A 12996-nucleotide genomic window follows, 5' to 3' on the forward strand; every position below is an offset into this window, starting at 1 on the left:
CGCTCACCAGGCGCACGCCCGTGACAGCTAGCTAACTGCTGTTCAGAGGTTGAGTTTGCACATCTGGAGGCCCAAGTGCATGACGTAAAAGACATCAGCAAGTCAGCCCTGCTCACACGTGCCGATTTGCATGAAGCGACGGAGGGCGAGTTCAAGGGCTGGCGCACCTGGACATTTGATAGTTTCTTGAACCAGAGCGGGCCATTTTGGCATCGCGTAGAGGCGGATCGAACGGTACGTTGCGCTTTCCGCGCGCAAAAGAAACACCTCAACGGCCACGGAAATGTCCATGGTGGCTGCTTCATGACGTTCGTGGACTATTCGGTGTTTGCCATCGCAGGCCTCGTGCTGGACGGCCCCGGGGTCACGGTCTCCTTGTCCAGCGAATTCCTCGACGTTGCGCGCGAGAATGAGCTGATCGAAGCCACAGGCCAGGTCACCCGCGCCGGCGGCTCACTGATCTTTGTCCGAGGTGAGCTGAAATCTAGTGAACGGCTGGTACTCACATTCTCTGCAACCATCAAACGAGTGAATAGAAGCCGAGCACCATAGGCAATATCGAACCGCACGAGGACGAGAAGGCCTTCCGGCGCCCGCAACTCGGGACGTGCAGACGTGCCTGCAAGCCGCAAGAAGTTGAAAGCAGCGAATCGTCCCTATTGTGTAAGTATCGACTCCGGATAGAACTGCACGCCGTAGGTCGGCCTGATCGCGATGTTCGAAGACATTGATCTCTAGCGGAGGATGGTTTCGCAGACCTTGTTCACGACCTGGTTTTCGATGATGCCGACCGCATGGTGGCGAGCAAATCGCTTCGGAGAATACCCGTCTGCAGCCGCCCGCTTACTGCTATCTGCTCGCCATTGAGCCGGTACAGAACGTTATGACTGACCAAGGATCAGCTTGCGCGGTCGCACGTTCGAAGCCCTTGAGATATTCTCGCGCAACGCCCGCTCCTCAACGACTGAGTCCCTCGAGGTACGTTCGATGTTCGGCAATTATTGCACGCGAAATGTTTGATGGACGCGCCGACGCCCTGGTCTTGAAGTCCGCTTGTTCGACGGTCTACTTGGGAATTGCCGAAGCTTGCACGGTTTCCGAATTGCTTGGGCATTGCTCTAGGAGCATGTTGTTTTTGACTGGAATCGGGATTCCCACCGCGAGCGATTTCTGATTCAACCTCCATGCTGGAGGGCGGAGGCCGGCATGGATGACACGACCTTATTCGGAAGACATCCGGGAACGGGCTTTGGCGCGAGCTGACGCGGGCGAAACGGTTCGTTCGATTGCAGAGGCGCTGCAGATCAGCCCCTCCTGCGTGACGAAGTGGAAGAATCTGAGACGGGATACCGGAGGCCTGTCACCTGGCCAAATCGGCGGCCACAAGAAGCGGGTTCTGTCGGATGCCAACGCCGACTGGCTGCGCAAGCGCATTCGCTCGGGGCCATTCACCCTGCGCAAGCTGACGCAGGAGCTGGCCGCACGCGGGATCAAGACGGACGTGCGGGCGGTGTGGACTTTTGTTCACACCGAAGGGCTCAGCTTCAAAAAAAACTTCTACCAGCCGAACAGGAGCGCCCCGACGTCGCCCGTAGGCGGACCCGCTGGAAAGCACATCAAGACAGGATCGACGTCGCGCGGTTGGTGTTTATCGACGAGACGTGGATCAAAACCAATATGGCACCGCTGCGCGGCTGGGGGCCTTGTGGGCAGCGCCTCCGGGCATCTGCACCTTTCGGCCATTGGAAGACAATGACCTTCATCGCGGCGCTGCGTCACGATCGGATCAGCGCGCCTTAGGTGATTGACGGTCCCATCAATGGTGAACTCTTCACCCTGTACGTCTAGAAGGTGTTGGGACCCACCCTCGCACCGGGCGAGATCGTCATCCTCGACAATCTTGGCAGCCACGGCTCCCCAAGCCATCCGCGCCAGAGGCGCCCACCGCATCTTCTTGCCGCCATATAGCCCTGACCTCAATCCGATCGAGCAGGTCTTCGCCAAACTCAAACACCTCATGCGAGCTGCGGAGCCCCGTGATGTGGAGGCAACCTGGCGAAAGGTCGGTGAACTCCTCGATCTCTTCTCCGAGGAGGAGTGCACCAACTACTTCAAAAACGTTTCGGTGTAAAAGCATCATGCTCTAGTTCTACTGAGTCAGAAAGTTGCGTTACGAAGGCGGGCGGGACTCAGATAGACAAGGGGATTCAGGTCAGCATGGAGGCTGCCATGGGTCGCCGAGTGTCTGGGAGCAGTGAATCGCGGTTTTCGGCGTATGTCGAGGGACTTGTGGGCGTGATCGGGCATGCGGATCGTGCGCAGCCGCTGCGGGACTATTGCACTGGGCTGATCATGCCAGGTGAGCGCAAAAGCGTGGAGCCGATGGCAGCGGTGACGGCGCCGGCGCGGGTAGCGGCCCAACACCAATCGTTGCTGCATTTTGTCGGCGAGGGCCATTGGTCGGACGAGCAGGTTTTAGCCAAGGTTCGCGAGATGGTGCTGCCTCGGATCGGGCAACACGGACCGATCGAGGCGTGGATCATTGACGATACCAGCTTCCCCAAGAAGGGACGGCATTGGTCGGGGTTGCGCGGCAATATTGCGGCCGGCTCGGCAAGGAAGACAACTGCCAGGTCGCGGTGTCGCTGTCGATTGCCAATCATCATGCAAGCTTGCCGGTGGCCTATCGGCTGTATTTGCCGCAGGAGTGGACCAACGACAGCGAGCGTCTGCGCAAGGCAGGTGTGCCTGACGACATTGGCTTCAAAACCAAGCATGAGATCGCACTCGATCAAATCCGTGCAGCCTGCGCCGCCGGCCTGCCGCGCGGCATCGTGCTGATGGATGCCGGCTACGGCAATCACAGCGATCTGCGCGCCAGCCTTACGCGGCTCGAGCTCTCCTATGTCGCCGGCATTCTCTCTAACACCACGGTGTGGGCGCCCGGCACGGGGCCCTTGCCGCCCAAGCCCTACGTGCCTGGCCGCGGACGGCCGACCAAGCAGCTGCGTCGCGATGCAGAGCACCAGCCGATCAATGTCAAGGATCTCGCCTTAAGCCTGCCGGCCAAGGCGTGGCGGACGATCACTTGGCCGCGAGGGAACGAACGTGTCGCTCAAATCCCGCTTTGCGCGCGTTCGCATCCGCATTGCGCGGCGCGACTTCAACCGCAGCGAGCCTTGGCCGGAAGAATGGCTCCTGATCGAATGGCCCAAAGGCGAGAAGGAACCGACAAAGTACTGGCTATCGAGCCTGCCTGCCGACATCGGCTTTGCCCGTCTCGTCGATCTCGCCAAGCTGCGCTGGCGCATCGAGCGTGATTACCAGGAGCTCAAGCAGGAGGTCGGGCGTGGCCACTTCGAGGGCCGCAGATGGCGCGGCTTCCACCACCACGCCACGCTGTGCATCGCCGCTTACGGATTCCTGATCTCCGAGCGGGAGACGATTCCCCCCTCAGCAACACGTTCCGCCGGGCTGCTCCCGCCGGCTGTGCTTTCCGACGGTTATCGACCCAGAGGATCCGCCCTTGCGGCCTGAACGCCACATCCCAAACTCGATCGCGACCGTGCGCCAAAGGCTCGCGGTCGCTATTGCTCGAACACTGTCGCGATGTCCATGCTGCAAACGCCGCTTCGGACATCCCCATCTGTCACGCGCGCCAAGCCCAAACCTTGGATATTTGTGACGCAGTAGAACTAGCCTGGTTCTTGCTTCCCCCTGCTTGATTGCGTCTCCCGCGGCAATTTTGCGCGGACATTACCCTTGGCAACAACGTGCCTGTTGGGTGGTTTCTTCAGACCTAGGTTCTCGCGAAGAGTTTCCCCCGCATATTCCGTTTTGAACAAGCCTCTACGTTGAAGCTCCGGCACAACCTGATCGACAAACTTAGAAAGGGTGCTGGGAAGCACCGGGAAAGAAATCAGGAATCCATCGCAGGCCTTGTTGCTTATCCATTGCTCCATGTGGTCAGCGATATCGGCTGGAGAGCCGGAAAATGTGGGTTTTCCTCTCTTGTATTGCGCCGCAATGTCACGCAAGCTACCGCCCTGATTGATAAGTCCGACGATTTGATCGAAAAAGGACTTCTGCAAATTGGACGTTGTTGGGACGCGGTCTTGCGGTATCGCTTGATCGAGCGGGAGATCTGACAGATCGGCCCCGAGATCCTGTCCCAGCTTCATCACGCCAACATCCGGGTGTATCTTCTCCTCCCACGTGGCGAAAATCCGTTCGGCGTCAGATTTGCTGTCTCCGATCACGACCGTTACGCCAGCGAGAACCTTGAGGTCGTCTGGGTTGCGACCGTATTTACCCATGCGGCCTTTTAGATCGCGATAAAAAGCCTGCGCAGATTGAATGCTGGAGCCCCCGCCGAATACGACGTCCGCGGTCTCCGCACCTAGTTCTTTACCCGGGTCCGAGGCGCCCGCCTGGAATATGACAGGGTGACCCTGCGGGGGACGAGCTAGATTGAGGCCGCCGAAAACCTTATAATACTTGCCGTGATGGTCCAAGACATGGAACTTTTCGGGTACGAACGAAAGGGCGCTTTCTTTGTCGTAGACAAAGGCATTGTCCTCCCACGTATCCCAAAGGGCCTTGACGACATCCAAAAATTCGCGGGCGCGTTCATAGCGATCTTCGTGCGGTGGCAGGCGATCCAATCCATAGTTACGTGCGGCGGAGTCATTAGCGGAAGTCACCACGTTCCATCCGGCCCGACCACCAGAGATGTGGTCGAGTGTGGCGAACTGACGCGCAATGGTATAGGGTTCCGAGAAGCTTGTTGAAGCTGTAGCAGCAAGACCGATTCTTCTCGTCGCTCCTGAAATGGCTGCCAACAAAGTAATTGGATCGAATACGTTCATGAAGTCCGGCGAACGGCTCAAGGCAAGTAAATGGTCTGTTCGGGCCGCTGGAGTATCGGTTATGAAAAAGAGGTCGAATTTTCCTCGCTCACATAGTTGCGCTATGTGCTGATAGTAACCGATGTCATTCGAAGCGTTGTCCTGTGCCTCGGGCATGAGCCACGAAGCGGCATGAGACCCGTGCGGATGGATCATCGCTGCTCCTAGCACGATCTGTCGTTTCCCCGCCATATTCCACCCTTTCGTATTATTTTGCCGTTGCACAAAGCAACCGACGAGCGACCACGAGATAAAGTAGGAAAATTTCTGAGTAATCCAAGCAGCAGCGGCCAAGCCCATTGGGTGGCTCGGACGACGATGAAGCTAGCGAAGACATCGGACGAGCGGCGGTCGCGGCGAAGGTTATCGTGCCCGCCATGCCAACCAGCGCTCCAATATGTAATCGTTGTTGGTCTTGCCATCGGCGCGTTTCGCCCCAAGCCAGGGAACGTCGTAACGCGTTGCTTTCGCCGCGTTCTCGGGATTTATATTAATCAGTGGAAGTAGGTCGGGCGGAAGGTGCTTAAGCTGATTTAGGTTCGGGCCGGGATAGCCTGTCCCTTGCGTAAAGGCGGCCGCCGTTTCGGCCCGATTCACGAATGCGACGAATTTCTGTGCGTTTGCGCTGTTCGGCCCGCCCTTAAGAACAGCCCAGTAGTTTTCGACTATGATAGCGCCGTCCCATACCATACGAAGGGGTGCTCCCTCCTTGATCGCCGCGAGGGCGCGGCCATCTGGGGCACTCGTCAGCGCGTACTCACGGTTGATGAGCAGCTGTACGGCCTCGCCCCCCGCCATCCACCACTTCGCGATATGCGGCTTGATCTCGTCGAGCTTCTTCAGCGCCCGATCGATCTTAGCATCAGTTAGCGGCCAGAGGTCGTTGTATGCGACACCATCGGCCATCAAGGCAACCAGCAAGGTACTTGAACCGCCATTCCCAGTGAGTCCCCTCGCCCCCGGAAATTCCTTGACATTCCAAAAGTCGGCCCAGTTCCTCGGACCGCTGTTCGGGAAAGCGCGTTCATCATAAACCAGCAGAAACGCGTTTTGGAATGCAACGACAGCGTCTTTAAGACGGGCAGATTCCGGCACTCCGTTAAGCCCCTCGTCGTCCCATAGGCTGTAGTCGATAGGCACAAATACGCCCGCCTGTGACAGCTCCAGATAGGCCCCGGGATAGATAATAGCGACGTCCCAGTCGACCCGGCCAGCTTCGCGCATAGCCTTGATCTGAGGCTCGGCGAGATCGGCCACCACATCCACGACCTGTATTCCTGTCGCCTTCGTGAAGGGCTCATAGACATGTCGCCGAACTCTGTCCGTGAACGAGCCACCATAACTGTAGACGATCACTTCCCCACTCCCGGCGAGTTTTTCGCCCGCGATGGCAACAGTGGTGTTGGCGACCATCGGCAGACTTAGCAGGGCCGCTGTCGATTGGACGAGCGAACGTCGGCTCACGGTGCCGTAGGAACGATTGCGAGAATCTTGCCTAGTCATGAATGTTCCTCATTAGAAGCCGGTGCATGTTTTTGTGTGCTCCGAGGCGGCACCACCTACCTTGCAGTTCACCGAAACGTAACGGAGCAATGCAGCCGAAATTCACCAACTGTCCGCGGCTGCTCGACGAATTCCGCTTCCTTCCGAGCGAAGGTTAAAATTGAGGCCGGGGTGAAGTTTGCCCAAACCTATATTCTCGGGTGCTGCGGTATAAGGCCTTCTTCACCCTTGCCGAGGCCAATTGCGCTCGTGCTCGAAAAGCATGAACGGCCACGTCATGCGGCGTCTCGGGCTCAGTAGGAGAGCTTCTTTGCGTTTGATTTGGATTTTGCCCAAGCATTCCTCTGCCATGGGTTCAGGTATCCTCAACAATACGGTGATATCGGCCCTGGTAAAAAAGCAGAGGCATTCTTTGATCAAACGGATCAGGGCCAAAAATATTCAGCACATTGCCGATAGCAATCACGTGATCTCCGGCCTCGTACTCAGCGTGGTGAACGCAATCAAGGCAGACGATTGCACCCAGAATTATTGGATTGCCAGCTCCGCTTGCTTCCCATCTCACTCCCGCCCATCGATCGCCGCTTGGCTCTGCAAACTTATCGGAAATGTCCCTCTGCGCCTCTGAAAGGATGTTCACGCTGAAGCGGCCGCTAGCGCGTATTCGCGGCCAACTCTTCGAAGTCGACATGATAGAGAGAGAGACCAGAGGCGGATTGAGCGAAACGCTATGGAATGATTGACATGTAAATCCTAAAGGCTGGCCGGAATCCGATCCGCATACAACCGTTATGCCAGAGGGATAATAACCGAGCATGCGCCTGAACTGGAAAGCATCAATCGAAGCGGTCATCTCGGGCGTCCTCTTCAGAGTTGTCGATGTTAGAATGGAGTCGTGACGCGATCGAAGCCACGGCACGCAACGACTGCGTCACCTCACCGGCGACTTTGTTTAGAAAAATGTCCAATTGGTCCATGTGCGCCGTAACAAAATAGAGTCCACGCACCGGCACCACGGCTCCGAGTTCGATAAGAAGTGGAGTAAGATTGGATACCGGCCCCATGGAGTGACCAAGATCTGCGCCTGTCATAAGCGGAATAGCCACTACTCCCCGCAGTCCGCTCGCCGGGTATCGATCGAGAAATGCCTTTAGAAGGCCCGTAAATGTCGCCTTGTAAGTTGGGGAGGCGAACACGGCCAACTGACTTGAGGCTACTGCGGCATTTAGCTTCGCAATTTCCTCACAGGGCCATGTGAAAAGTTTGTCCGCGTGATCTGCTAAATCGACGACGACAAACTCATACGAACCCGAAGGAAAGAGCCGTCCGACCAGCTGTTCCCCAATCCTGCGAGTTCGCGACGCCGGCTTTGGATTGCCGACCACCAAGGATATTTTGATCATAACGACCTCAAGCTGTCACGTTTACTGACAGACGGTGAGGTCGAGAAAGCAGCTAAGCTTATGGGGCGCGACCTGTGCCTGCCAATCCGTCAGGATCTTTTGGCCCGACGGGACCGCGACAGCTTATGTCGCACGTTTAAGATGCACCATTTGTAATTCGTGTCAAGACTTGGTCAAACGCTATAGAGCTGAGTTCGCGAAAGTCTAGCAAGATTGTGGGACGCCTCTTCATCAACACGCACATGACAGTGACGTTGCCGCGCTGAACTCACAGGAACGACGTTGGCGCCAGGAACTAGCAGAAGACAAATTAGCAACACGAGCCGTAACTGAAGAGGACCATCGGCTGACCTCCGAACGCATCAACGCGTCAATGGGCGTGCTACCCAGAGCCGCCGATCAATCCGTTCTCAATTGGATGTCGACTATGACCGCCATTCGCGCTCCCGGAGCAACGTTCGTAAAGGCGATGAGGCAGGCGCTGAACCAGCGCGCGGTATCCGCTGCGCCCGCTATCCGCAATCCATTTTATGGACGGAGATCCTTCGCCTGCCGTCCTCCAAAAAACACTGCTGAAACGGGGAGTTGATGTCGATGGTACGGCGCGCCAAGAATTCGTCTGTCGATTTAGTTGCGGTTGGAGTAACCGGCTCGTTGCCCACCAAACACGATAACCCGGCGGACCCAATTACGCTCGTCGAATAAGTGGAGACAACGCAGACCCTTTCGAGGCCGGTGCGACGCTCGCTGAAATACCGAGCGCCTGTTTACGTATATCGTCGCCGACCCAAGATGTTCATCGCACAATCGATCTTCGGCGCTGGCCTTGGATCATTCCTACATAACGAAATCGCGCTGGACGTGACCGGCTTTTTGACTATGAGCAGCCAGCCGTTAGCCCGTCCTGGCTTTTGGACCGAAGCCGTGACGTGAAGAAGCGTTCCCTAACCAGGCCAACCCGGTTCTCGACACGCCTCTTGCTGCCTCCTGGTTGGCACTCAGGGGTGGTCTCCTTTTGCCATTTCCGCTGCAGTATCAGCAAATCGTCCGGCCGAGATGCGGAATTTCGTCGATCTGCCGCCTGCAATTGGTGAATTTCGTCTCCATTGATCCGTTACGTTCTCGTTTAACTACGAGGTATGTGTGTGCCCTCTCTTGGAGCACACAAAAACATGCACCGGCTTCTAGTAGAGGAACTCCATGAGCAAGCAAGATTCTTGCAATCGTTCATACGGTGCTGTGAGCCGACGCTCGGTTCTCCAATGGTCGGCAGCGCTGTTGACCGCACCGTTTGTGGCAAAAGCCACTGCAGCATTCGGGCAAGAAAAACTCGCCGGTAGTGGCGAAGTGGTAGTTCACAGCTATGGTGGTTCGTTCACAGAAAACTTGCGTAAGTATGTCTCTGACCCCTTCACGAAGGCGACGGGCATCAAGGTTATCGATGTGACAGCCGATTTTGCGGAGCCACAGGTCAAAGCAATGAGCGCAGCCAAGCGCGTGGACTGGGACACTGCTTTTATCTCGCCTTTCTTCCAAGGCTATGTGGAAATGCAGCAGGCCGGTACTTATATGCCTATCGACTACAGCCTATGGGACAACGAGGCGCTTAAGGGAGTGCCGGAATCTGCCCGTCTTAACGACGCAGTCGTTGCATTCCAAAACGCGACTATGCTGGTTTATAATGAACGAGCTTTCCCGAACAGCGGTCCGAAGAATTGGGCCGACTTATGGAATGTCAAGGAATTTCCGGGACCGAGGGGGCTCAATGGCAGCGGTGGTCCAACTGTCATGCTGTTTGCCTTGATGGCCGACGGTGTCGCGCAGAAGGATCTCTGGCCGCTGACTGATGCTAAGATCGATCGGGCCCTGAAGAAGCTCGACGAGATTAAGCCGCACATCACGAAGTGGTGGATGGCAGGGGGGGAGCCCATACAGCTGCTCATCAACCGTGAATACGCCCTGACGAGTGCCCCGGATGGCCGTGTCCTCGCGGCGATTAAGCGAGGACTACCCCTTCGCATGGTATGGGACGGCGCAACTTTAGGGGATAACTACTGGACTGTTCTTAAGGGCGGGCCGAACACCGCAAACGCACAGAAATTCATCGCATTCGTGAATCGGGCCGAAATGGCGGCCGCCTTTACGCAAGGGACAGGCTATCCCGGCCCGAACCTAAATCAACTGAAGTACTTGCCAGCCGATCTGGTGCCGCTGATTAGTATAAACCCTAACAACGCGGTTGGGGCGGTCCGGCTCGACATTGCCTGGCTTACGGCGAAGCGCGCCGATGGCAAGACCAACGCGGACAACATACAGGAGCGCTGGCTGGCATGGCGGGCGCAGTGATTCCGCTGCTGCTGGGTCGCGCTAGCTTATTCATCGTGAGGCCTTCCCCGTGTTTCTGGTTGCCGTGGGCTGCGAACGACGAACAATGATGAAATAATTTGACGGGGCCCGGCGCCGCGCCTGTCCAGCCGTGCCGCCGGTTCAAGAATCACCGACGCCCACGCGATCAGCGGTTGACGAATGGTACGTGCGATTCACCGCGCGCTTCGAGGTCAGGTGTCTGCTAGGTTGAACCAGCCTGCGAGTCGAATGACCCATGTTTCGTACGACTAAGGCCTGTTTACAGATAAGCCGCTGGCACAACATTGAGGAGAGGAGGTTGTCAGATGGCTAAGTGAGGTTCGCCGCGACATGATTGAAGGCATAACTGTCCGCACCAAGTCGCTTGCGACGCAGCGATCATCTCTCGACGTGGTGTCAACTTCAGCCAATACTCTGACCAATCGCCCGCCGTCGGAGCTTATAGAATGTCCACGCGTTCTCGCCGCAATTTTGTAAGACTGTATGTCCGCCTCTGCCAGTGAGGTGGCTCGCCATACACTGCGCGTCCGAGGTTGCTCGGACGGTCCGAACCGATTTTCATCACAGGAGGACGAGCCGTCGCGCATCATTGGCCTTTGTCGGAATCGATGTCTCCAAGCTGAGAAATGCCGTCGCGATAGCGGGCAGGCGGACGGAGAGATTCGCTTCTTCGGAGAATCGATGCTTCGGCTCGTCAAGACGACGCGACGTGTATAGTGTGAGTAGCCGGCCGGTTTGACCGCTTGATCCAGTCGCGCGGCCACGAATGCACGGTGGTGGCGCCATCGCTGATTCCAAGGAAGGCAGGTGATCGAGCGACCGCTGGGACGCCGTCTCTCTCTCTCTCTCTCTCTCGCGCGCGCGCGCACGCGCGCGCCCGGTTGCTGCGCGCGGCGACTAACGACGGTATGAGGCCCGATGATGCTATGAGCGATGCGAGATCTCGTTCGTCCCCGAGCGGCAGCAGTTAAGGCGCTACGGATACACCGGCAACAGATGAGCGCCTTTGTGGCTATCTCCGTTTGGCTTCAAACCAGCAGTTTGATCACCCCGCACATCAGGTCGCCGTGCAGGAAATGGTCGAAGCAGTTGGCGTTGCCAGGAGAGCGGCTCGACCGGCTGAAACGCGTGGTCGATTCATCCTGGCCTGGTCTCTTGAGCCGCGCGTGCCGGCGCTTCAGACATTGCGAGGCATCCATCTGGTTGCCGCGATCGCATGCGTCACCGAGGTTGGCGACGTGAGCCGTTTTGAGACCTCACATCGCATCGTCCACCCCCTGTTGCGGATAGGTGCGGACGTGCTTGAGCAGCTCATGGGCCGTCTCGGCCTAATGCCGGTTGACCGGGCAGACGGTCAGGCGTGGCGGCATCGTTAAGGTCGGCAATGACCGCCTACGCCATATGTGGCCGAGAGCGCCTAGACGTATCGGAACCCGCCGAAGACCGGAAACACAAGCAGTAGCGGATCGCGTGCGAGAGATCGCATGGAGGGCGCAGCGCAGACTCGCCTGACTGCTCACTGCTGAAAGCTCGCTTGGCGCGGCAAGCGAACGCCGGCAATCTGCCTTGCTTTCACCCATGAACTGGTCGGCTTCCTGGTATTCCTCCGTTACGGGCCGCTTTTTTTGAGGGACGCGAGCGCTGCAGGTCCTAGAGATAATCCTGTAAGCGGCAAAGAGACCCGATCTGGCGGAGAGGATGAGCGATCGGCTATGGGGCAGGGAGTCTGTGAGCCGATGTGAGCTTCTATGTGTGTGCCTAGTCCTGAAACTAGAACCTTCCGTATGTTCCAAGGGGTCGCCGAGCGTCTTGAGGGGCCCGACAGCTTCGCCGACGCTGGTCGGACGAGCTCAAGGCAGAAGTCGTGGCAGAGGCGCTGGAGCCCGAGGCGAGTAAATCGGGGATCGCCCATCGCATCGGCATTCACCCATCGCAGCTCTTCGCCTGGCGTCGCGATGCTCGTATCGCTCCGGCGAGGACCACCTTGCGCGGTTTGATGGGGGATGAAGACATAGGCGTATGACTGACCATATGCCTATGCCGAAGGTTTCCCGACTTGAAGTCGTCTCGACGGGCGCACGACGCCGTTGGACATTGGAAGAAAAGCAGCGGATCGTCACCGAGAGCTATGACGGGCCACGTCTGGTGTCGGTGACGGCACGACGTAACGGGCTGTCGACAAGTCAATTGTTCACGTGGCGCCGGTTGGCGCGCGAAGGCAAGTTGAGCGGGGATGCCGCGCCGACGCTTGTTCCGGTTGAGATCACGCCTTGGGCGGCTCCGATCTCGAGTGGCGCGCCGCAACCGGTGTCTTCACCGCCTGCGCAACGTGCACGGGCCGGCATTATCGAGATCGAGCTTAGCGGCTGTCGTGTTCGCGTTGACCGCGACGTGGACGTTGAGGCGCTGCAGCGGGTTCTTGAGCTTCTGAGACGGCGATGATCCCGATCCCGAGCGGCGTCAGGGTCTGGATCGCCACCGGCCACACCGACATGCGCCGCGGGATGCAAAGCCTGGCGCTTGCGGTCCAGGAGAGCCTGAAGCGCGATCCTCATGGTGGCGATCTCTACATCTTTCGGGGTCGCCGCGGCGATTTGGTCAAGATACTCTGGCATGACGGGCTTGGCATGTCGCTCTATGCCAAGCGCCTGGACCGCGGCAAGTTCATCTGGCCCTCGGTGTCGGACGGCGCGATATCGATCTCGGCGGCGCAAATGGCTTACATGCTCGAGGGCATCGACTGCCGGAATCCCCAACTGAGCTGGCGGCCGCAGAGCGCGGGCTGAGCGCAGAATCTGTAGCTTCTTGCATTTTGG

10 protein-coding genes and 3 pseudogenes are annotated in these 12996 nt (G+C 57.8%); 9 read left to right on the top strand and 4 right to left on the bottom strand.

All coding sequences use genetic code 11. From position 1 onward, the window contains the following. The first annotated feature begins 75 nt into the window (after window positions 1–75). From ACNJYD_RS09575 to ACNJYD_RS09590, 4 genes and pseudogenes are all read left to right on the top strand, one after another. The gene (locus ACNJYD_RS09575; protein WP_439366130.1) at window positions 76–552 is read left to right on the top strand and encodes a PaaI family thioesterase; all 477 of its coding nucleotides are present in this window, start codon (window positions 76–78) and stop codon (window positions 550–552) included. A gap of 658 nt (window positions 553–1210) precedes the next feature. After that, window positions 1211–2131, top strand: a pseudogene (locus ACNJYD_RS09580) (IS630 family transposase). 221 nt (window positions 2132–2352) lie between these two features. After that, window positions 2353–3320 (top strand): annotated as a pseudogene (locus ACNJYD_RS09585) (IS701 family transposase). Beyond that, a complete protein-coding gene (locus tag ACNJYD_RS09590) occupies window positions 3310–3537 on the top strand; it encodes a hypothetical protein (RefSeq protein ID WP_439367444.1) in 228 nt (75 codons plus the stop codon). Before ACNJYD_RS09585 ends, ACNJYD_RS09590 begins: the two are co-directional and overlap by 11 nt. 158 nt (window positions 3538–3695) lie before the next feature. Here ACNJYD_RS09590 and ACNJYD_RS09595 read toward each other — a convergent pair whose 3' ends face one another. The 4 genes from ACNJYD_RS09595 to ACNJYD_RS09610 all read right to left on the bottom strand — a co-directional run bounded on the left by ACNJYD_RS09595 (window position 3696) and on the right by ACNJYD_RS09610 (window position 7813). Further along, window positions 3696–5207 carry an LLM class flavin-dependent oxidoreductase gene (locus ACNJYD_RS09595; RefSeq protein WP_439366131.1) on the bottom strand — a complete coding sequence of 504 codons (1512 nt, stop codon included), beginning with the start codon at window positions 5205–5207 and terminating at the stop codon, window positions 3696–3698. Between the two features lie 63 nt (window positions 5208–5270). Continuing rightward, window positions 5271–6410 (bottom strand): ABC transporter substrate-binding protein, encoded by a 1140-nt coding sequence (locus ACNJYD_RS09600; protein WP_439366132.1) that lies wholly within the window; start codon window positions 6408–6410, stop codon window positions 5271–5273. Between the two features lie 355 nt (window positions 6411–6765). After that, window positions 6766–7263: a flavin reductase family protein gene (locus ACNJYD_RS09605; RefSeq protein WP_439366133.1), complete on the bottom strand. Its 498-nt coding sequence runs from the start codon at window positions 7261–7263 to the stop codon at window positions 6766–6768. Continuing rightward, window positions 7247–7813 (bottom strand): NADPH-dependent FMN reductase, encoded by a 567-nt coding sequence (locus ACNJYD_RS09610; RefSeq protein WP_439366134.1) that lies wholly within the window; start codon window positions 7811–7813, stop codon window positions 7247–7249. The genes ACNJYD_RS09605 and ACNJYD_RS09610 overlap by 17 nt, the downstream gene beginning before the upstream one ends. 1200 nt (window positions 7814–9013) lie before the next feature. Here ACNJYD_RS09610 and ACNJYD_RS09615 point away from each other — a divergent pair. The 5 genes and pseudogenes from ACNJYD_RS09615 to tnpB all read left to right on the top strand — a co-directional run bounded on the left by ACNJYD_RS09615 (window position 9014) and on the right by tnpB (window position 12966). Beyond that, the gene (locus ACNJYD_RS09615) at window positions 9014–10159 is read left to right on the top strand and encodes an ABC transporter substrate-binding protein (RefSeq protein ID WP_439366135.1); all 1146 of its coding nucleotides are present in this window, start codon (window positions 9014–9016) and stop codon (window positions 10157–10159) included. Window positions 10160–10769: 610 nt separating this feature from the next. Further along, window positions 10770–11778, top strand: a pseudogene (locus tag ACNJYD_RS09620) (IS110 family transposase); the annotation flags it as partial. A 266-nt stretch (window positions 11779–12044) separates the two neighbouring features. Next, window positions 12045–12203, top strand: coding sequence for a transposase (locus ACNJYD_RS09625; RefSeq protein WP_439366136.1), 159 nt, complete (start codon window positions 12045–12047; stop codon window positions 12201–12203). Next, complete coding sequence (tnpA, locus tag ACNJYD_RS09630) at window positions 12200–12622, top strand: IS66-like element accessory protein TnpA (RefSeq protein ID WP_439366137.1); 423 nt, start codon at window positions 12200–12202, stop codon at window positions 12620–12622. The genes ACNJYD_RS09625 and tnpA overlap by 4 nt, the downstream gene beginning before the upstream one ends. After that, the gene (gene tnpB, locus ACNJYD_RS09635; protein WP_439366138.1) at window positions 12619–12966 is read left to right on the top strand and encodes an IS66 family insertion sequence element accessory protein TnpB; all 348 of its coding nucleotides are present in this window, start codon (window positions 12619–12621) and stop codon (window positions 12964–12966) included. The genes tnpA and tnpB overlap by 4 nt, the downstream gene beginning before the upstream one ends. Window positions 12967–12996 lie beyond the last annotated feature (30 nt).

The sequence above is a fragment of the Bradyrhizobium sp. SPXBL-02 genome (assembly GCF_051853065.1).
Taxonomy (GTDB): domain Bacteria; phylum Pseudomonadota; class Alphaproteobacteria; order Rhizobiales; family Xanthobacteraceae; genus Bradyrhizobium.

Coding starts and splice junctions, on each gene's coding strand:
- ACNJYD_RS09595 (WP_439366131.1), bottom strand. CDS start 5,207: ATGGGCTTGGCCGCTGCTGCTTGGATTACTCAGAAATTTTCCTACTTT.
- ACNJYD_RS09600 (WP_439366132.1), bottom strand. CDS start 6,410: ATGACTAGGCAAGATTCTCGCAATCGTTCCTACGGCACCGTGAGCCGA.
- ACNJYD_RS09605 (WP_439366133.1), bottom strand. CDS start 7,263: ATGACCGCTTCGATTGATGCTTTCCAGTTCAGGCGCATGCTCGGTTAT.
- ACNJYD_RS09610 (WP_439366134.1), bottom strand. CDS start 7,813: ATGATCAAAATATCCTTGGTGGTCGGCAATCCAAAGCCGGCGTCGCGA.
- ACNJYD_RS09615 (WP_439366135.1), top strand. CDS start 9,014: ATGAGCAAGCAAGATTCTTGCAATCGTTCATACGGTGCTGTGAGCCGA.
- tnpA (WP_439366137.1), top strand. CDS start 12,200: ATGACTGACCATATGCCTATGCCGAAGGTTTCCCGACTTGAAGTCGTC.
- tnpB (WP_439366138.1), top strand. CDS start 12,619: ATGATCCCGATCCCGAGCGGCGTCAGGGTCTGGATCGCCACCGGCCAC.